Origin of the sequence: Pantoea sp. (assembly GCF_028283705.1) — a bacterium.
Taxonomy (GTDB): Bacteria; Pseudomonadota; Gammaproteobacteria; order Enterobacterales; family Enterobacteriaceae; genus Pantoea.
In genome coordinates, this window is sequence record NZ_JAPWKD010000032.1 from 270,170 (window position 1) to 289,623 (window position 19,454).

15 protein-coding genes are annotated in these 19,454 nt (G+C 57.0%); 6 read left to right on the forward strand and 9 right to left on the reverse strand.

Annotated features, from left to right (window positions below):
• Positions 1-73 precede the first annotated feature (73 nt).
• Positions 74-1,513 (reverse strand): serine endoprotease DegP, encoded by a 1,440-nt coding sequence (degP, locus tag PW844_RS24295; protein ID WP_299457330.1) that lies wholly within the window; start codon positions 1,511-1,513, stop codon positions 74-76.
• A gap of 137 nt (positions 1,514-1,650) precedes the next feature.
• A complete protein-coding gene (gene dgt, locus PW844_RS24300; RefSeq protein WP_299457332.1) occupies positions 1,651-3,144 on the reverse strand; it encodes a dGTPase in 1,494 nt (497 codons plus the stop codon).
• Between the two features lie 99 nt (positions 3,145-3,243).
• Here dgt and mtnN point away from each other — a divergent pair, with 99 nt between their 5' ends.
• From mtnN to PW844_RS24315, 3 genes are all read left to right on the forward strand, one after another.
• Entirely contained in the window at positions 3,244-3,942 is a 699-nt protein-coding gene (gene mtnN, locus PW844_RS24305) for a 5'-methylthioadenosine/S-adenosylhomocysteine nucleosidase (RefSeq protein WP_299457335.1), read from the forward strand.
• On the forward strand, positions 3,935-4,747 hold the full coding sequence (btuF, locus tag PW844_RS24310) for a vitamin B12 ABC transporter substrate-binding protein BtuF (protein WP_299457337.1): 813 nt from the start codon (positions 3,935-3,937) through the stop codon (positions 4,745-4,747). Before mtnN ends, btuF begins: the two co-directional genes overlap by 8 nt.
• 106 nt (positions 4,748-4,853) lie before the next feature.
• Positions 4,854-5,105, forward strand: a complete 252-nt coding sequence (locus PW844_RS24315; protein WP_299457340.1) for a hypothetical protein — start codon at positions 4,854-4,856, stop codon at positions 5,103-5,105.
• A 28-nt stretch (positions 5,106-5,133) separates the two neighbouring features.
• On the opposite strand, the gene erpA is transcribed toward PW844_RS24315, so the two are convergent.
• Positions 5,134-5,481, reverse strand: a complete 348-nt coding sequence (erpA, locus tag PW844_RS24320) for an iron-sulfur cluster insertion protein ErpA (protein ID WP_084872819.1) — start codon at positions 5,479-5,481, stop codon at positions 5,134-5,136.
• Between the two features lie 221 nt (positions 5,482-5,702).
• On the opposite strand from erpA, the gene hemL reads away from it, so the two are divergent.
• Positions 5,703-6,983: a glutamate-1-semialdehyde 2,1-aminomutase gene (gene hemL, locus PW844_RS24325; protein ID WP_299457343.1), complete on the forward strand. Its 1,281-nt coding sequence runs from the start codon at positions 5,703-5,705 to the stop codon at positions 6,981-6,983.
• Between the two features lie 30 nt (positions 6,984-7,013).
• Here hemL and fhuB read toward each other — a convergent pair whose 3' ends face one another.
• The 6 genes from fhuB to hrpB all read right to left on the reverse strand — a co-directional run bounded on the left by fhuB (position 7,014) and on the right by hrpB (position 18,181).
• Positions 7,014-8,993: a Fe(3+)-hydroxamate ABC transporter permease FhuB gene (gene fhuB / locus PW844_RS24330; protein ID WP_299457345.1), complete on the reverse strand. Its 1,980-nt coding sequence runs from the start codon at positions 8,991-8,993 to the stop codon at positions 7,014-7,016.
• A complete protein-coding gene (gene fhuD / locus PW844_RS24335) occupies positions 8,993-9,871 on the reverse strand; it encodes a Fe(3+)-hydroxamate ABC transporter substrate-binding protein FhuD (RefSeq protein WP_299457346.1) in 879 nt (292 codons plus the stop codon). Before fhuD ends, fhuB begins: the two co-directional genes overlap by 1 nt.
• An 8-nt stretch (positions 9,872-9,879) precedes the next feature.
• Positions 9,880-10,674: a Fe3+-hydroxamate ABC transporter ATP-binding protein FhuC gene (gene fhuC, locus PW844_RS24340; protein ID WP_299457347.1), complete on the reverse strand. Its 795-nt coding sequence runs from the start codon at positions 10,672-10,674 to the stop codon at positions 9,880-9,882.
• A 42-nt stretch (positions 10,675-10,716) separates the two neighbouring features.
• Positions 10,717-12,909, reverse strand: coding sequence for a ferrichrome porin FhuA (gene fhuA, locus PW844_RS24345; protein ID WP_299457349.1), 2,193 nt, complete (start codon positions 12,907-12,909; stop codon positions 10,717-10,719).
• A 205-nt stretch (positions 12,910-13,114) separates the two neighbouring features.
• Entirely contained in the window at positions 13,115-15,607 is a 2,493-nt protein-coding gene (gene mrcB, locus PW844_RS24350) for a bifunctional glycosyl transferase/transpeptidase (RefSeq protein ID WP_299457351.1), read from the reverse strand.
• 96 nt (positions 15,608-15,703) lie between these two features.
• Positions 15,704-18,181, reverse strand: coding sequence for an ATP-dependent helicase HrpB (gene hrpB, locus PW844_RS24355; protein ID WP_299457352.1), 2,478 nt, complete (start codon positions 18,179-18,181; stop codon positions 15,704-15,706).
• 25 nt (positions 18,182-18,206) lie between these two features.
• On the opposite strand from hrpB, the gene thpR reads away from it, so the two are divergent.
• On the forward strand, positions 18,207-18,746 hold the full coding sequence (gene thpR / locus PW844_RS24360; protein ID WP_299457353.1) for an RNA 2',3'-cyclic phosphodiesterase: 540 nt from the start codon (positions 18,207-18,209) through the stop codon (positions 18,744-18,746).
• The gene (gene sfsA, locus PW844_RS24365) at positions 18,747-19,451 is read left to right on the forward strand and encodes a DNA/RNA nuclease SfsA (protein ID WP_299457356.1); all 705 of its coding nucleotides are present in this window, start codon (positions 18,747-18,749) and stop codon (positions 19,449-19,451) included.
• The last annotated feature ends 3 nt before the right edge of the window (positions 19,452-19,454 follow it).

A 19,454-nucleotide genomic window follows, 5' to 3' on the forward strand; every position in this document is an offset into this window, starting at 1 on the left:
ATTGCGGGGGAGGTCACATCTGTAACCACAAAAAAGGCGGACCGAAGTCCGCCTTGAGTTAACGCTACAGAGATTACTGCATCAGGAGGTACAGGCTGCTGTCGCCGCGCTGTACATTCAACGCCAGAACCGACGGTTTGGTGTCGAGGATCTTGCGTAATTCGCCCAGATTCGCCACGCTCTGCTGGTTCACGCCGAGGATCACATCGCCTTTTTTCAGGCCGATGCGCGCCGCCGCACTCCCCGCTTTCACGCTATCGACACGCACGCCTTTCTGGCCGTTGCTGTCGACATTGCTCAGGTCAGCACCTTCAATACCAGTGTAGATCGTGGCTGACTGCACTTTATCCTGGGTGCTCTGCTGCAACTCGACGGTGACACTCACCGGTTTGCCGTCACGCAGCAGACCCAGTTGCAGTTTGGTGCCGACCGGCAGCGAACCGACTTCCGCACGCAGTGCTGAGAAGCTGGTCAGCGGTTTACCGTTCATGGAAACAACGACGTCACCCGCTTTGATACCGGCTTTCGCCGCCGCTGAATTTGGCAGTACCTGGCTGACGAAGGCCCCGCGCTGCGCATCGACTTTCATCGCTTTTGCCAGCTCGGAGTTCAGCTCGGTACCCATAATACCCAGCTCGCCGCGTTTCACCTGGCCGTATTCCACCATCTGCGCGCTGAGGTTTTTCACCATGTTACTCGGGATAGCAAAACCGATACCGATGTTGCCGCCGTCCGGTGCCAGAATTGCGGTATTGATACCGATCAGCTCACCGTTAAGGTTCACCAGCGCACCACCCGAGTTACCCCGGTTGATCGCGGCATCCGTCTGGATGAAGTTTTCATAGTTTTCGACATTCAGGCCACTACGACCCAGCGCCGAAACAATGCCCGAGGTGACGGTTTCGCCGAGGCCATACGGGTTACCGATGGCGACGGTGTAATCGCCCACGCGCAGATTGTCAGAATCGGCAATCTTAATCGCCGTCAGGTTTTTCGCGTCTTGCAGCTGAATCAACGCAATATCCGACTGCGGATCTTTACCGATCACCTTCGCATCGTAGCGACGGCCATCGCTCAGCTGCACCTGGATTTTCGTCGCGTTTTCAACCACATGGTTGTTGGTGACCACGTAGCCTTTATCCGCATTGATCACCACGCCAGAGCCCAGCGCACGGAATTTCTCCTGCTGCGTGTCGCTACCGCCGCCACTGTTATCGCCGCCACCGCCCTGACACATCGGTGAACTCTGGAACGGCGAACCGTCCTGGCAGAACGGCGAGTTATCACCAAAGAACTGCTGGAATTGCTGCGGCATACGCGGGGTCTTTACCGTCGTACTACCTTCCACGCTGATACTCACCACGGAAGGCATCACTTTTTCCAGCATTGGTGCAAGGCTTGGCAGCTGTTGACTGGAGGAGGAAGCTGTCTCCGCCGCGAAAACACTGACAGGGCTGAACGCCATGCCCAGACTAAGTGCCAGCGCACTTAACGTTAATGTGCTTTTTTTCATTCATCTGTGTCTCATATAAGATTTACGTCCGGACCATTGCTGTGGTCGTGATGATGAGATTAAATTGTAAACGCGAAGTTCCTGATAAAGTTTTGGGTAAAAGTAAAAAATTATTCCTCTTCTTTACAAAACTTCGCTTATTCCACCGCCATCAAACGACGGTACTCATCCCAGGCATAAAGATCGGTCATACCACTGATATAGTCCTGAATAAGACGTGAACGATAATAGCGTTCCCACAGCAGGCGCTCATATTTATGTTCGACGATCAAGACACGCATTGATTGCTGATACGCTTTGCGATGTTTGCCAGAAAGTTTATGAAACAGACGCGTTTCAATTGGGTGTCTGGCTAAGAAATCATCATTCATCAGCGTGGTGAACTGTTCATAATCCAGCTGCATTAATGACTGATAAATTTCCAGTAATCCTTTAATCACACGATAGCCTTGTAATTCCAGCTGTTCGACTTCCGGATGATTAAACACCTGCTGGCGAGCAACCGTCTTAAATAACATCAGCAGACGCCCCTCTTCACCATCATCTTCCAGCAAGGCGTGGTTAAAATTACCTGTAAAAATAGCCGGTAAGTTATCGATAAAGCGCCGTACCGCATGGCTGACTAACACATTTTGTACGTTGACGCGCAACGACATAAAAAACTGATCGCCTTTAGTACGCCATTTTTTCTGACAGGCGTCTTTCCAGGCCTCACCAATAGTACGACTGAACGCATCCCCCGGTTTCACCACACCCCAGGCTTTCGACAAATAATCATATAAGGTATCGACATTGAAGATGTCTTTCTCTACTGCGTCATCAAGATCGGCGATGCAATAAGAGATATCATCGGCAGCTTCCATTATCCAGGTCAGCGGATAACGATGATGTTCTTTTATATCGGTCGCCACGCGAAGATTAGCGACATATTCCCGCTCTGATAAATAAAAACCCGGCTTTTTCATTAATACGCTGAACTCAGCCGGTTTATCTCCCTGCCACCAGGCGGGGGCGGTATATTTCAAAATACAGGCCACCTGAGCATAACTGAGGTTCAGTTGCAGCAAGGTATGGACCATGCGAATCGCCTGGGCATTGCCCTCGAAGTGGCACAAATCCTGACGAATCATTGCATTCAGCTGGTCAAAAGCGACCCGTTGCTCATCATCTTCGACACCCGCCACCAGCGGATCAACCAGTTCAGCAGGCAAATTGTCATCGAACCAGTCATTGATCGCCGCCTCACCGAAGTGACCAAAAGGCGGATTTCCCACATCGTGCAGCAGGCAAGCCATCTCGATCAGGCTTTCAAATGCGCCTTCCAGTTCATCCAGGCCGTATTTCGCCAGCCCACCACCCTGCGTTTTCAGGGTTTGCAGGATCTCTTTAGCGATATAGCGCCCGGTTTGCTGCACTTCCAGCGAATGGGTCAGACGCGAGCGCACTGCCGCATTGCGCTCCAGCGGAAAGACCTGGGTTTTTTGTTGCAGACGGCGGATCGCGGCGGAATTAATAATGCGTCCGCGATCGCTCTCAAAATGACGGGTAATAAAGTATTCCCCTTCGGGATCTTTGCGGCTGGTATAGGGTCGGGTGAAGCTGATCTTCTTCCTGAAATTGATCGTCGCCATAATTACCCCTTATTTTTTCGTGAATTCTTCCTCTGACAGCCATGTTAGACTATGCCTCACTTTTGCCGTTTACATCCACAACATTAGCGAGACTCTTTTATGAAAGCAGGCATTATTGGCGCGATGGAGCAGGAAGTTACCCTGCTGCGTGACAAAATTGAAAACCGTCAGACGCTGACGCTGGCCGGGTGCGAAATTTACACTGGCACGCTGAATGGTGTTGAGGTTGCCCTGCTGAAATCGGGCATTGGTAAAACCGCAGCGGCCCTCGGCACCACGCTGCTGCTGCAACTCTGCAAACCAGATGTGGTGATCAACACCGGATCGGCCGGTGGTCTGGCCCCGACCCTGAAAGTCGGCGATATCGTGGTTTCTGACGAAGTGCGTTATCACGATGCCGATGTGACCGCTTTTGGTTACGAGCCAGGTCAGATGGCCGGTTGCCCGGCGGCTTTCGTGGCCGACGAAAAACTGATCGCTGCGGCTGAGCAGGTGATCAAACAGCTGGATCTCAACGCAGTGCGTGGCCTGGTGGTCAGTGGCGACGCCTTTATTAATGGTGCCGCACCGCTGGCACGCATTCGCAGCACCTTCCCGCAGGCGATTGCCGTCGAAATGGAAGCCACCGCGATCGGTCACGTATGTCACCAATTCAAGGTGCCTTTCGTGGTGGTTCGCGCCATCTCTGATGTCGCCGATCAGGAATCGCATCTCAGCTTTGATGAATTCCTCAGTGTTGCCGCGAAGCAATCTTCCCTGATGGTGGAAAACCTGCTGGCGCAGCTGGCGCGTGGCTAAATCGTTCTGGCTGGCCGGGCTGCTGCTGTTTTGCAGCAGCCTGCTGGCTGCCCCGCCGCGTGTTATTACCCTCGCCCCACATCTGACGGAACTGGCATTCGCTGCCGGTATTACCCCGGTGGCGGTGAGCGCCTGGTCGGATTACCCGGCCAGTGCCAAATCGCTGGAGCAAGTGGCGAACTGGCAGGGCATCCGCATTGAACGCATTGTGCAACTCAAGCCGGATGTGGTGCTGGCGTGGCGTGGTGGTAATCCGCAGCGGCAAATTGATCAACTGCAACGCTTAGGCATTAAGGTGGAGTGGATCGATCCACAAACCCTTGATCAGATGATTGATGCACTGGCGGCACTGCAACGCTGGAGTCCACATCCGCAGCAGGCGCGCGATGCTGCTCAGGCACTGCGCAGCCAGGAAGCGCAGTTGCGTCAGCAGTATCAGGCGCAGAAGCCTGTGCGGGTGTTTTTGCAGTTTGGTCAGCAGCCGCTGTTCACCGCCGCGCGCAACACATTGCAAAATGAAGTGATCGAATTGTGCGGAGGCCGTAATATCTTTGCCGATAGCACGGTGAGCTGGCCGCAGGTCAGCCGCGAACAGGTCCTGGCGCGCCATCCCCAGGCGATTGTGATGGGCGGTACGGCCGCACAGGCCAGTGCTATCGGGCAGTTCTGGCAACCGCAGTTATCGGTGCCAGTGATTGCGCTTAATGATGACTGGCTAAGCAGGCCGGGTCCACGTCTGCTGCTGGCGGCGCAACAGCTGTGCACAGCACTGCATGCGGCGAAAATCAGTACCAAAAACGATTAAAGAATCAGCAAAGATTGTCGTTAATCAGGTAACAAAGCACAGCGGCCATGTATGCTCTGTGCCCTTTTTGCGCTAAGCGCAATTTTAAAAACACCAGGAAATCAATATGACCAGAGCTCTGCTGCTGGCCATAGGGCTTGTGATCGCTGTACCCATCGGTGCAGCCACCACCACCGGCTCTATCGTCGCTACGCTGACTATTTTCTCCCGCTGTGATATTTCACGCCCCGGCATTCAATCGCTGCCTGCGGTGGATTGTGGTCGTCATTTCAGCGCCCAGCCACGTATCACGCAAAGCACAATGCCGCGCGATGCGATGCGCCACGAAACGTCACGATTAGTTACGATAGAGTGGTAACAGGCCGCCAGAACGGCGGCCTGATAAATCAGATACTGAAGGAAGAACCGCAACCGCAGGTGGTTTTGGCATTCGGGTTGGTCACAATAAAGCGTGAGCCTTCCAGCCCTTCGGTGTAGTCAACCGAACCACCCACCAGATATTGCAGGCTCATCGGATCCACCACCAGCGCCACGCCTTGTTTCTCGATGGTCATGTCGCCGTCATTCATTTGATCGTCAAAAGTGAAACCGTACTGGAAGCCGCTACAGCCGCCGCCGGTGATGTAAACACGCAATTTCAGATCCGGGTTTTCTTCATCCGCGATCAGATTTTTCACTTTTTTGGCTGCTGCATCGGTGAATTGCAAAGGCAGTGCTGCTACATCGTCACTCATGTTTTACTCCGGGTAAACGTCCAGGTCAGAAAACGACCTCAATCACACTATTATCTGCCAGCCGCTGAGTGCAATCAAGTCTTGCCCTTCGCACTGCGTGCCGCCTGTTATGCTTTAAAGTATAGCCACATGGCGGCTTTAGCGCCCGGGTGCCTTTCACCTGACCGCTATCTTCCCGTAGAATGGCGCGAGTTTTTCTAAGACACAGCCGGAGCCGAAGAATGAGTAAGTCAGAAAACCTGTATGCCGAAGCACAGCGCCTGATCCCTGGCGGTGTGAACTCCCCGGTACGTGCGTTTACCGGTGTGGGCGGCGTGCCGCTGTTCATTGAACACGCTGATGGCGCTTACCTGTATGATGCCGACGGCAAAGCCTATATCGACTATGTCGGATCATGGGGTCCGATGGTGCTCGGTCACAACAACGCCACCATCCGTAACGCGGTGATTGAAGCGGCCTCGCGTGGCCTGAGCTTTGGTGCGCCGACCGAGATGGAAGTCAAAATGGCGCAGCTGGTTTGCGAGCTGGTGCCGAGCATGGATATGGTGCGCATGGTCAACTCCGGCACCGAAGCCACCATGAGCGCGATTCGTCTGGCGCGTGGTTTCACCCATCGCGACAAGATCATCAAGTTTGAAGGCTGCTACCACGGCCATGCCGACTGCCTGCTGGTGAAAGCCGGTTCCGGCGCACTGACCCTCGGCCAGCCGAACTCCCCAGGCGTTCCAGCTGATTTCGCCAAACATACCCTGACCTGTACTTACAACGATTTGTCCACCGTGCGCAGCGCGTTCGAGCAGTATCCTGAGGATATCGCCTGCATCATCGTCGAGCCGGTAGCGGGTAACATGAACTGCATTCCACCGCAGCCGGATTTCCTGCCAGGCCTGCGTGCGTTGTGCGATGAGTTTGGCGCGCTGCTGATTATTGACGAAGTGATGACCGGTTTCCGTGTCGCTCTCGGCGGTGCTCAGGCATATTACGATGTCACCCCGGATCTGACCTGCCTCGGTAAAATCATCGGCGGCGGTATGCCGGTGGGTGCCTTTGGTGGCCGTCGTGATGTGATGGCAGCACTGGCACCGACGGGTCCGGTGTACCAGGCGGGAACCCTGTCCGGCAACCCCATTGCCATGGCGGCAGGTTTTGCCTGCCTGTCGCAAATTGCTCAGCCCGGCACCCATGAAACCCTGACCGAGCTGACCACCCAGTTGTCAGAAGGTCTGCTGGCGGCGGCTAAAGAGGAAAACATCCCGCTGGTGATTAACCATGTGGGCGGCATGTTTGGCCTGTTCTTTACCGCAGCCGACAGCGTGACCTGCTATCAGGACGTCACGCAGTGCGATGTGGAGCGCTTCAAACGTTTCTTCCACCTGATGCTGGAAGAAGGCGTCTACCTGGCGCCTTCCGCGTTCGAAGCAGGCTTTATGTCGCTGGCGCACAGCCAGGAAGATATTCAGCGCACCATTGATGCCGCACGCCGCTGCTTCGCGCAGCTGTAATCAAGCAGGGCACCGTTCGGTGCCCTGCTTTTATCGCGCCCGTCGCAGTAGCCAGATAAAATACGGCGCACCAAAGAAGGTCGCCATCAACCCGGCCGGGATTTGATCCGGAAACGCCAGCATACGCCCGCACCAGTCAGCAAACACCATCAACCCCGCCCCCAGCAGACCTGCCATTAACACCTGCGGTAAGGCACGGCGAAAGCCCAGCATGCGCACGATATGAGGGGCCATCAAACCAACAAAACTTAACGGCCCGATAGTTAAGGTCGCGGTTGCCGTCAGCGCCGCAGCCAGCAATAGCAACGCCAGACGCGATGACGTCAGCGCCATCCCCGCCGAACGCGCTGTGGCGCTACCCAGTGGCAGTAACGTCAGCCAGCGACTCGCCAGCGGTGCCAGTGCCACCAGCACCACGCCACACACCGCGCTTTGCAGCGCCTGCTGCATAGTCATGTTGTAGGTGGACCCCGAGATCCAGCTCAGCAGGCCGCCCATACGCGGATCGCCGCTCGCCATTAGCAACATCAGCAAAGTGACGAAGGCGCTGTTCAGGGCCATCCCCGCCAGCAACATGCGTTCCGGCGAAAAGCCGCCACGGCTGGCTACCAGCATAATGGTCAGCAAGGTGACCGCCGCGCCCAGCGCACCGGCCGGCAGCAACCAGGCAACCGCATTGCCCGGCACAAAAAACATCATTACGACTACGCCACAAGCGGCCCCGGAACTGATCCCCAACACTTCCGGGCTGGCCATCGGATTGCCGGTTAAACGCTGAATCAGCGCCCCGGCTACCCCGAGCATCAGCCCGACCACCATTGCGGCCAGCACACGCGGCGCGCGCCACGGCAGCAGCTGATGCAACATATCTCCGCTCACCCAGGCCCAGCCGTACGCATCGCGGCCAAAGGTCACGCCGACCACTGCCAGCAACGCCAGTATCAGCAGGCCAGACAGGCACCAGCGCGCCACCGCCTGACGTTCAGCCGGAACCTTGTCCCCCCGATTGAGCGGCGGAGGTACCGAGCCGGTGCGCAGACGCGGCAGCAGCCACAACAGAATCGGCACGCCAATCAGCGCGGTTGCCGTGCCAGTGGACACTTCACGCCAGTGCGTTGTCAGCCACAACACGCATTGATCCGCCAGCCACAGCAGCAGAGCACCAATCAACGGTGCCAGCAGCATCCGGCTCAGCAGGCGGCGACCACCCAGCATCTTCGCCAGCAGTGGAGCAAACAAGCCAATAAAACCGATAATACCTGCCACGTTGACCAGCTGAGCACTGAGCAGAATCGCCAGCGCCAGGGTAACCACCCGCGCCAGCGACAGCGCCAGTCCGAGATTTTTGGCAACCCCATCATCCAGCCCCATCAGGGTGAGCGGACGCAGCAACGCCAACGCCAGCACAAAGGCCAGCAGCAGACGCGGCCATAACAACGCCACGTTGCGCCCATCCAGCTGGTTCAGCGCACCGGTACTCCACAGAAACATGTTCTGCAATTGGTCGTGATTGAAGATGGCAAAGATCTGGTTGACCGCACCGGCATACAGGCTGAGCACCAGCCCGGCAAGAATCAGCGTCACCGGCGACAGGCGTTTGCCCCAGGCCACGCCAAACACCAGAATACCCACCACCACCGCCCCGCCCATCGCAGCAAATTGCTGCGTCAGCGCACCGCCAGGCAGTTGCCACAGGGTAGCGACCGTAATGCCAAGCTGGGCACCGGAAGAGACACCTAAAGTTGTAGGTTCCGCCAGCGGGTTACGCAGCACCTGCTGAAACAACAACCCCGCCAGTCCCAGCCCGGCTCCCACCAGCAGCGCCAGCGCGAGGCGCGACAGCAAGCTGTGATGGAACACCACCTGCTGGATATTGTTGACGTCTGGCGCGACAAACGCCTGCGCCCACTCGGTCATCGGCAGTGCCTGGCGCAGGTTAACGAGGGTTAACCCCAGCGCCAGCAGAAACAAGGCACTTAAGAGCGCGACAGGGAAGAGACGATTGCGCATCAGTGCGACTCCAGCGCGTGTTCCAGCACGCGGACAAATTTCAGTGCCGACCAGGTGGCACCGTAATACCAGACGGCAGGCACACGCTGAAAATGTCCGGCGCGCACAAACGGCAGCGCCTGCCAGAGCGCCGTTGCCATCATCTCCTGCATCTGCCATTCATTATCGTGATCAAAACAAATCACCGGCACATCCCCCACGGCAGCCAGTCGCTCAATGCCAATCACCGCGCTGCCCCAGAAGTTGGTTTCGCCATGCCAGGCGCTTTGCAGTCCCAGCTGTTCCATCACTTCCAGAAACAGGCTGCCTTTACCAAAGGTAATGGCATGGCGGCTATCGAGGATCGACATCAGCAGGATAGGTCGCTCTGCCCAGGGTTTGAGGCGTTCACGCGCCGCCGCCAGCACACCATCAACGTACTGCAAATGCTGCACCGCCTGTGCTTCACGGCCAATACGCGCCCCGAGCAGATGCAATGATTTGCGTGCGGTGCTGAGCGGTTTACCATCGCCACTGTTCAGATCAAAGCCCATGGTGGGGGCGATGCGTGCCAGGTTAGCTGCTGAAGGACCGTAGCCGTTAGAGTGCAGGATCAAAGAAGGATTGAGCTGAGTCATCAGCTCCAGATTGGGTTCAGTGCGCAGGCCGAGATCAATTGTCCCGGCAGGCAGTGCCGGTTCTCCCACCCATACCCGGTAGTTGGATATATCCGCGACACCCAGCGGAGCTACGCCCAATGCCATCAGCAGTTCGGTGGGCAACCACTCCAGCGCCAGGATGCGCTGGGTATCCGGCAACGCCGCCTGTAACGGCGTCATTTTCATTAATGGCGATAACGCCAGCACCGCCAGCAGCCGACGGCGAGAAATATCCAGCATCGCCAGCCTCAGTAAACGAAACTGACGGGCGCACCGCCCTGCGGATGGGGCAGAATGCCCATCGGAATGCCGTAAATGCTGCCCAGCACATCAGCCTGCATGATCACTTCTGGTCCACCTTCGGCAATCATCTCGCCGCCACGTAATGCGACGAGTTGGTCGCAATAGCGCGCCGCCATATTGATATCATGCAACACCGCGATCACCGTCAAACCACGCTCCTGGCTGAGCCGCTGAATCAGCGCCAGCACTTCCACCTGATGGGCGATATCCAGCGCCGAGGTGGGTTCATCCAGCAGCAGGCAGCGGCTGTTTTGTGCCACCAGCATCGCCAGCCAGGCACGCTGACGTTCCCCCCCTGACAGGCTATCCACCAGACGCCCGGCAAAGGGTTTTAGTCCTACCAGCGCAATGGCTTCCTCCACGCGGTCGCGATCCTCCTGACCATAACGCCCCAGCGCCCCGTGCCACGGATAACGCCCAATCGCCACCAGCTCGCGTACCGTCATCCCTTCTGCCGCCGGTAATTGCTGCGGCAAATAGGCTACCTGGCGGGCAAAATCCTTGCTGCCCCACTGATCCACCGCTTCACCGTTCAGCAACACGCGGCCTTCACTCGCAGCCTGATGGCGTCCGAGCATTTTCAGCAATGTCGATTTACCGGAGCCGTTATGGCCGATCAACGCCGTGACTTTGCCCGGCGTAAAGGTGAGGGAAAGCGGATGGAGCAGCGTGCGCCCAGGCACGCGAAAACTGACGTTATCCAGCGTAAAGGTTGTTTCCTGGTGGTGCGGATGCTGCATGATAATCCCTGGCGTTACGGGCGCATTCCGCGCCCTTTTCTATCAGAAACGGAAGGTTGCAGTACCAACAATCTGGCGATCGGTGCCCCAGTAGCAGGCATATTCGCGGTAGCAGCTGGCGACATACTCGCGATCAAACAGGTTGTTGACGTTGATACCCAGCGACGATCCCGGCAGGCCAAAACGAGCCAGATCATATTTCACTGCCGCATCAACCACGGTATAGCCCTTCACATCGAAGTTTTGGTTAGCATTGTCGCCGGTGCTGTACAGCCCTTTGCTGGCACCGGTATAACGCACACCGGCACCCAGCGTCAGGCCAGAAAGTGCGGTTTCGTGGAAGGTATAGTCTCCCCACACGGACGCAGTTTGCTTCGGCACCTGTGCCGGGGTTTTTCCTTTCAGCGTAGTATCTTCGGTATACTCCGCATCGGTGTAGCTATAACCCGCTGTCAGGTTGATATTGGCACTCAGCGCCGCTTTCGCTTCCAGCTCCACACCGCGTGAGCGGATCTCACCCGTCTGGATGCTGGCATATTGATGCTCAGGATCGGCTGTCAGGTTATTGTTTTTGGTCAGTTGATACACCGCCGCCGTTATAACAATTGGGCGATCTTTAGGTACATATTTGATGCCTGCTTCATATTGTTTGGCACGTGATGGATCGAACGCCTTACCATCAAAAGTTGAACCGGAATTAGGAATGAAAGCTTCGCTGTAGCTGAAATACGGTGCGATACCATTGTCGAACACGTAATTCAGACCGCCGCGCCAGGTAAATGCCTGGTCGTTTTGACGATCGAGAGAACTGGCCACACGGTCATACACGGATGTCATGGCGTAATCGTAACGACCACCCAGCGTTAACACCCAGCGATTCCACTCCATCTGATCCTGGGTATACAGACCGGTCTGCCGTTGTTTGTCCAGATGTTGATAGGGATCTGCAAACGGCGTCACCGTATCATTCCCGTACTGCGGATTAACGGCGTTCAGGCTGCTGGCAGTACCAAACTGTGCATTGATATCATTACGCATTTGCTGATAATCCACACCCATCAGCAGAGTATGGCTCAAGGCACCTGTGTTAAATTTCGCCTGTGCCTGGGTATCAACTGAGAATTCATTTAAGTGTTCATCTGAAACCGCAGAGCCACGATTAATTTGCAATGTATCAGGATTAAAACTACTGCCGTAAATGCTGCGATAATCGGTACGCAGATCGGCATAGCGCAGGTTCTGACGCACCGTCCAGGTGTCGTTGAAGCTGTGCTCAAAGCTGTAGCCCACCATTTTGGTGTTGCGCGAAATCTTGTTGCTCGGTTCGCCTTCATCAAAGTTGGTCGGCAGTTTGTACTGGCTGCCATCGGGACGAATAATCGGTACCACAGTGCCTTCACGCGGCAGCCAGCCGTAGTAGCCGGTTTCGGGTTCGTTCTGGAAGTAGGTCAGCAGATCAAAACGGGTGTTGGCATCAGGACGCCAGCTAAAGGAAGGCGCGATGGTATAGCGCTTCTCTTTGTTCATCTCCTGCTGCGCGTCCTGGCTGCGCGCCAGCCCGGTCAGGCGATAGCTGTAAACGCCGCTGTCATCCAGCGCGCCACCGAAATCAAAACCGGTGGAGAAGCGGTTATCCGTCCCCATCTGGAACTGCACTTCGCGCAAGGTTTCCTGGGTCGGGCGCTTACTCACCAGCGACACCACGCCACCTGGGTTGCTTTTACCGTACAGCACCGAAGCCGGGCCACGCAGCAATTCGGCGCGCTCAAGGAAGTAAGGATCGATGGCAAATTCGGAGTAGTTATCACCCTGTAACTTCAGGCCATCAAGATATTGGTTGGTGTTGGTTTCGCTGAAGCCACGAATAGAGAAAGCATCGATGACATCCGAGCTGCCGCGGTTATCGCTGATACCGGGGGTATAGCTGAAGGCACGTTTGACCGACTGGACATTGTGCATCGCCATCTCTTCCTGGGTGACGACAGAAATCGACTGCGGCGTCTTCTCTATCGGCGTATCGGTTTTGGTGGCCGTGGCGCTGCGCTTCGCGGCAATAGTCGGTGCCGGTCCCCAGGCACTTTCCTGTGGAACGGCAGAACCCCCATCGGCGGTGACCACGACGGTATCTTCAGCCAGCGCTTGCGCGCTCAGGGAACCCAGGATTAAGGAAATCAGTAAAGCGAGCGGACGTTTGGTAGACGTTCCGCGCGGAAAGGAAACAGTTCGCGCATTCATATCAGGATCTCTCGAAAAAAAGTCGGTGCAGGCGAATGTAAACGAGAATGATTATTAGAAAGGTTGGATTTTAGGCGAAACGCCGCAAGATCCGCAAGATATAAAGCCTGATGGCGGTGCGTTTGCCGCAAGTTCGTTCATTTTTGTTACGAAAAAACGGCCATAAAAAAAGGGTGCCGCAGCACCCTTTTTAAATTTCAGCAACTTAGTTATTGCCGAACATTTCTTTGATCCAGCCAGCAACGCCATTACTGTCTTTCTGTTCTTCCTGCTGCTGCTGTTGCAATTGTTGCTGCTGCTGAACCTGCTGTTGCTGTTGCTGACACAGGGAGTTCGGATCGAGTGTCCACACCGGCAAAGTGCGCCAGGTGCTGCTGCCAGAACCGCAGACAAAGTTACCGGCCGAATCAATATTCATCTGGCTGATATCTTCCGGCGGCGTCAATACCAGCGGCATCGGTGCCTGGTTATCGAGGTAGCGGCGATAAAGCTGCATCGCACCACTGGCACCGTACAGTTTGGTGGTCTGGTTGTTGTCGCGGCCTACCCAGGTGATTGCCACTTCTTTGCCATCGATACCGGCAAACCAGCTATCGACCAGGTCATTGGTGGTACCGGTTTTGCCCGCCAGATGCGCATTCGGGAAACGCGCCCCCAGCGCACGCGCCGTACCGTGATCCGCCACCTGCTGCATGCTGTACAGCGTCAGATACGCGGCCTGCGGCGGTTCCACACGCTGTGCCTGCGGGAAGCTTTGATACAACACGGTACCGTCTTCCGCAATCACCGAACGTACCGCCGACAGCTCAGCACGGTTGCCGCCACTGGCGATGGACTGGAACGCCTGCGCTACTTCAACCGGCGTCAGGTTAAGCGCCCCCAGCAACATCGCCGGAACCGGGTTCAGCTGGTCTTTCGGCACGCCAAGTTTAGCCCAGGTATCCACCACCGAATTCAGCCCCAGCGTCATACCGAGGTTAACCGTCGGCACGTTCATCGAGTTGGTCAGCGCATCCACCAGCATCACTTTGCCGCTGAAGCGACGATCGTCATTGAGCGGTTTCCAGACGGTACCGTTCGGCTGTTTCAGCGCGATAGGTTCATCGGCGATCCAGCTGTTGAGACGATAGCTGTTCGGCTGGCTCAGCGCGGTCAGATAGGTGGCCGGTTTTGCCAGTGAACCGATGGAACGACGCGCCTGCAACGCACGGTTATAACCGGCGAACTGCGGATCAGAGCCACCCACCATGGCGCGGACTTCACCACTGAAGCGGTCCACCACCACCATCGCGGTTTCCAGATCTTTCAGGCCGCGTTGTTTCTTCAGCGTCGGAATACCTTCTTCCACCGCTTTCTCTGCCGCATCCTGGGAAATCGGGTCCAGCGTAGTGAAGATCTTCACACCGGAGAGATCTTTCATTTTATCGCCGAGTTTGGCCTGCAATTCATTACGTACCATCTGCATAAAGGCAGGCTGTGGTGTAATCACCCCGCCCTTCGGCTGCACGCCCAGTGGACGCGCCGACAGCATGTTGTACAGCTCCTCGTCGATAATCTTTTGCTGCTGCAACAGACGCAACACCAGGTTACGACGTTCCAGTGCCAGCTGCGGATTACGCCACGGGTTATACAGCGAAGCGCCTTTCACCATCCCCACCAGCATCGCCTGCTGATCGAGACTCAGCTCATCCACCGGACGGCCAAAGTAGTACAGACTCGCCAGCGGGAAGCCGCGGATCTGATCGTTACCGGCCTGGCCAAGGTACACCTCGTTGAGGTACAGCTCCAGAATGCGGTCTTTGCTGTAGCGCGCATCCATGATTATCGCCATATAGGCTTCACGCGCTTTACGCCACAACGAACGTTCGTTGGTGAGGAACAGGTTTTTCACCAGCTGCTGCGTCAGGGTACTGCCGCCCTGCACCGCTTTACCGGCGGTGATGTTGGCGAGAAACGCACGACCGATTGAGTACGGGCTGATGCCATCGTGCTCGTAGAAGTGGCGGTCTTCGGTGGCGATCAGCGTATCAACCAGCAGATCCGGGAATCCGGCGCGCGGCACAAACAGGCGCTGTTCACCGTTCGGAGACTGCAACATGGTGATCAGTCGCGGATCGAGACGGAAGAAGCCAAAATCACGCCCGGTATCGAGATTTTTAATCTCGCTCAGTTCGTTGTTGCTGAAACTCATACGGGCACGGATCTGCCCCTCTTTGCTGTCCGGGAAATCAAACGGACGGCGCAGCAGGTCGATAGTGTTACCCTTCACGCTAAACTCGCCAGGGCGGGTAATGCGCGAGACTTCGCGGTACTGCGTGCCTTCCAGCAGCGCAATCATCTCTTTTTTGTCGTAAGGCATTCCCGGTTCGAGGCTGACCATGCGGCCATAAACGGCAGCGGGCAATTGCCACACTTTACCGTCGATACGGCTGCGGATTTCTGAGTCGAGATAGACGCCCCAGATGACCATCACCACCACAAACACCAGGAATAGTTTGATGAACCAGCCTAACCAGCGGCGTTTCGCACGCGGCGGGCGTTTTCCTTTACCTTTACGTGGCACTGGCTCACTCTCCTCGTCATCATCCTGCTCTGTATCATCATCAAGTTCCCTGCGGCGACCCCGGCGCGCGGTGCTGCGCGGTGGTTTGGGCTGTTTTCCTTTGCGCCCAATCGGTTCGCGATCGTTCCCAGACATGCTTTTATTCTCCAGGCATAGCTACGGCTGCGCCGTTACTCTAACTGCTTTCTCGTGCTGCGCATGGCAGAACCCTCTGAATTCGATACCAAAGGATCACGATGAAAATTTTTTAGTCCGCCTCGTTGGTAAGGCGTTGGCCGGATCATCCGGCCAGGGATGTTTGGGATAGCGCCCTTTCATCTCTTTCTGTACTTCAGGATATGCCCCACGCCAGAACGCCGCCAGGTCACGGGTGATCTGCAACGGTCGGTGCGCCGGTGACAGCAGCTCCAGTACCAGCGGCACCCGTCCATCAGCCACAGCCGGGTTACGCGCTTCGCCAAACATTTCCTGAATACGCACCGCTAATGCGGGTGGCTTCTCTGCATCGTAGCGGATCGGCAGGCGGCTTCCGGTCGGCACAGTGTAATGAGTTGGCAGCACACTATCCAGCCGCTGGCGTTGTGACCATGTCAGCAAATGTAATAATGCGCTGACAAGATTGACGCTCTGCAAGCCCTTCAAATCGCGCACCGTACTCATCTCCGGCAGCAGCCAGCTTTCCAGCGTATCCAGCAAGGTATCGTCATCCAGTGATGGCCAGGCCTCTTCCGGCAGCCACAACGCGGCACAATGCAAACGCAGGCGCAGCTGTTCCGCTTCCGGCGTCCAGCCCAGCACCGCCAAACCTTTTTCGCGGATCCAGCGCAGCATCGCCGCATGTAACACCTCCGGTTCCGGCCGCGTCAGCGGTTGTGCTTTCAGGACCAGCGCACCCACCACTTCACGTCGCCAGGCACGCAGCGTCCCTTTCTCTTCATCCCACTCCACATCGGTGCGCTGTTCAACCAAATGCGGGCATTGCTGGCGCAGTTGATCGATATTCACCGGCAACGCCAGCAGGATACGCGCATCGGCCGCGCTGGCCCCCTGCAATAAGGAGGGAGCAATCAGCCATTCGCTGCGGCTCAGACCGTCCTGCTCATCCAGCATCGCGCCAATACCGTTCGCCAGCTGATAACGCGCGCTGCCGCCGCGGCGCTGCGCCAGCCGGTCGGCAAATCCGGCAGCCAGTAGCGCCGGAAAACGATCCGCATCAATATTGCCGCCGCTGGCGTTGAGACGCTGCTGCCACTGACGGGCACGCCGTTGCCACATCGATTGTGGACGATGCAGCGCATCGCGCAGGTCAGCACTGCCGCTGCGCGGCGGCTCCTCCAGAATCGCCACCAATAACGCGGCGCTGGCAACGGCATTCTTATCTTGTCCGGCCGCGCACAAGATGGCGCTCAGACGGGGATCGCTGCCCAATTCAGCCATTTTGCGGCCAGTCGTGGTTAGTCGCCCCGCCTCATCCAATGCCCCCAACCGGGCCAGCAACTCCCGCGCAGCACGCAGATGGCGCGCAGGCGGCATATCCAGCCAGTTGAATTGTGCGACATCCGGGCAACCCCATTGCAGCAGATCGATTTGCAGCGAGGCCAGGTCACTGTGCAGGATTTCCGGCTCGCTCTGGGCCGCTGCCCTTAATGCCTGCTCCTGCGGCAGCAGATGCAGGCAGATACCCGGTTCGAGGCGTCCGGCACGCCCTGCGCGCTGCGTCATCGATGCCTGGCTGATACGCTGCGTTTGCAGCCGGGTCACGCCGCTGCGCACCTCAAACTGCGCCGCGCGCTCCAGCGCGCTATCCACCACCAGCCGGATACCTTCAATCGTCAGGCTGGTTTCCGCGATATTGGTGGCCAGCACCACTTTGCGGCGGCCCGGCGGTGACGGCAGAATCGCCCGGCGTTGCGCTTCAAGCGATAACGCGCCATATAAAGGAGAGAGATCAACGTCTTCGCTCACCCGCGCTTCCAGCTCGCGTTTGACGCGTTCGATTTCCGCCACACCCGGCAGGAACAACAACAACGACCCTTGCTCTTCACGCAGCAGCTGCGCCACTTCCCGCGCCACCGCCTCCTCAAAGCGCTGTTGATTATTCAGCGAGGCGTAACGGCGAGTCACCGGGAAACTACGGCCCTCAGAGGCGATAAACGGAGCATCCGGCAACAGGTTACGCAGGCGTTGGTTATCCAGCGTCGCCGACATCAGCAGAATCTTCAGATCATCACGTAACCCCTGCTGCACATCCAGCAGCAGCGCCAGCGCCAGATCGGCTTGCAGGCTACGCTCATGAAACTCATCGAGGATCACCAGAGAAACCCCTTCCAGCATCGGATCGCGTTGCAGCATGCGCGTCAGAATACCTTCGGTGACCACTTCCAGCCGGGTATCGGCCCCGCAGCAATTTTCCCCGCGCAGGCGATAGCCCACGGTGCCGCCCGGTTGTTCGCCGAGCAATTCCGCCAGCCGCTGTGCCACATTGCGTGCGGCCAGCCGCCGCGGTTCCAGCATAATGATGCGGCCAGGTAACTGCGCCTGTTGCAGCAGTTGTAAAGGTAGCCAGGTGGATTTACCTGCGCCGGTGGGTGCCGCCAGCAGTACCTGGGGCGACTGCGCCAGCGCGGCCAGCAGTTCAGGCAGCACCTCGCTTACCGGTAACTCACTCACACTCAACTCCGTTTCTGCCTGTGCTAAGATGGCGCGCATTGTAGCATTCCCCGCAGAGTCCATCATGGCAACGCAACGTCTGTTTTTTGCTCTCGAACTGCCCGCCGCGCTGCAACAGCAGCTGGTGCACTGGCGGGCGGAGAATTTTGCTGAAAATATCGGCAGGCCGATTGCGGCAGCGAATCTGCACCTGACGCTGGCGTTTCTCGGTGAGGTCAGCGATGACACCTCGCAACGTTTGCAGCAGCTGGCTGCGCGCATCACGCAACCCGGCTTTGCACTCGATCTGGATGATGCTGGCCATTGGCCGCGTCCCGGTGTGGTGTGGCTGGGCTGTCAGCGTCCGCCGCGCGGGTTACTGCAACTGGCGAATCTGTTGCGGGCGCAGGCGGCGCGTCACGGCTGCGCGCAAAACGCACCGTCGTTTCATCCGCACGTCACCCTGTGGCGTAACGCCACGCAAAAAGTGGCGCTTCCGCCGCGCGGCTTTCACTGGCGTGTTGATGTCAGCCATTTTGCGCTGTTTTCGTCGCGTTTCGAGAAAGGCCGCACCCATTATCAGGCGCTGGCCCGCTGGCCGCTATCCGCCACCACAGGAGACTGAATGCTTTTCTCCCCGCCGCTCAAACCGGCCCGTTTAATTACCCGCTATAAGCGTTTCTTAGCGGATGTGATCACCCCCGAAGGGGAAACGCTGACCATTCATTGCGCGAATACCGGTGCCATGACCGGTTGCGCCACGCCAGGCGATACGGTGTGGTATTCCACTTCTGATAGCGCGACGCGCAAATATCCGCACAGCTGGGAACTGACCGAAACCCAGCAGGGCCAATGGATCTGCGTCAATACCCTGCGTGCCAATCAGCTGGTGAAAGAAGCGTTGATCTCTGCTGCGATTCCAGAATTATCCTCTTATGAGCACTGCCAGCCTGAGGTAAAATACGGCACGGAAAAAAGCCGAATTGATTTCCTGTTGCGAGCGGATGACAGATCAAACTGCTATATTGAAGTCAAGTCCGTCACACTTTTACAACACGGTAAAGGCTATTTTCCGGATGCGGTGACGACTCGCGGGCAAAAGCATCTGCGCGAACTGACACAAATCGCGGCAGAAGGCCATCGAGCCGTTTTGTTGTTTGCTGTTCTGCATACGGGGATTGAGGACGTTTCCCCGGCGCGCCATATCGACGCGCAGTACGCGGAACTACTGGTACAGGCGCAGCGGCGTGGCGTGGAAGTATTGGCGTATCAGGCTCACATCTCCCCGCTAAAAATGTTACTGACGCGGCCGATAAGGGTAGAGTTGTAATAT

Coding starts and splice junctions, on each gene's coding strand:
- hrpB (WP_299457352.1), bottom strand. CDS start 18,181: ATGCGCGCCATCTTAGCACAGGCAGAAACGGAGTTGAGTGTGAGTGAG.
- PW844_RS24315 (WP_299457340.1), top strand. CDS start 4,854: ATGACCAGAGCTCTGCTGCTGGCCATAGGGCTTGTGATCGCTGTACCC.
- thpR (WP_299457353.1), top strand. CDS start 18,207: ATGGCAACGCAACGTCTGTTTTTTGCTCTCGAACTGCCCGCCGCGCTG.
- sfsA (WP_299457356.1), top strand. CDS start 18,747: ATGCTTTTCTCCCCGCCGCTCAAACCGGCCCGTTTAATTACCCGCTAT.
- fhuB (WP_299457345.1), bottom strand. CDS start 8,993: ATGCGCAATCGTCTCTTCCCTGTCGCGCTCTTAAGTGCCTTGTTTCTG.
- hemL (WP_299457343.1), top strand. CDS start 5,703: ATGAGTAAGTCAGAAAACCTGTATGCCGAAGCACAGCGCCTGATCCCT.
- erpA (WP_084872819.1), bottom strand. CDS start 5,481: ATGAGTGACGATGTAGCAGCACTGCCTTTGCAATTCACCGATGCAGCA.
- degP (WP_299457330.1), bottom strand. CDS start 1,513: ATGAAAAAAAGCACATTAACGTTAAGTGCGCTGGCACTTAGTCTGGGC.
- fhuD (WP_299457346.1), bottom strand. CDS start 9,871: ATGCTGGATATTTCTCGCCGTCGGCTGCTGGCGGTGCTGGCGTTATCG.
- fhuC (WP_299457347.1), bottom strand. CDS start 10,674: ATGCAGCATCCGCACCACCAGGAAACAACCTTTACGCTGGATAACGTC.
- fhuA (WP_299457349.1), bottom strand. CDS start 12,909: ATGAATGCGCGAACTGTTTCCTTTCCGCGCGGAACGTCTACCAAACGT.
- dgt (WP_299457332.1), bottom strand. CDS start 3,144: ATGGCGACGATCAATTTCAGGAAGAAGATCAGCTTCACCCGACCCTAT.
- mrcB (WP_299457351.1), bottom strand. CDS start 15,607: ATGTCTGGGAACGATCGCGAACCGATTGGGCGCAAAGGAAAACAGCCC.
- mtnN (WP_299457335.1), top strand. CDS start 3,244: ATGAAAGCAGGCATTATTGGCGCGATGGAGCAGGAAGTTACCCTGCTG.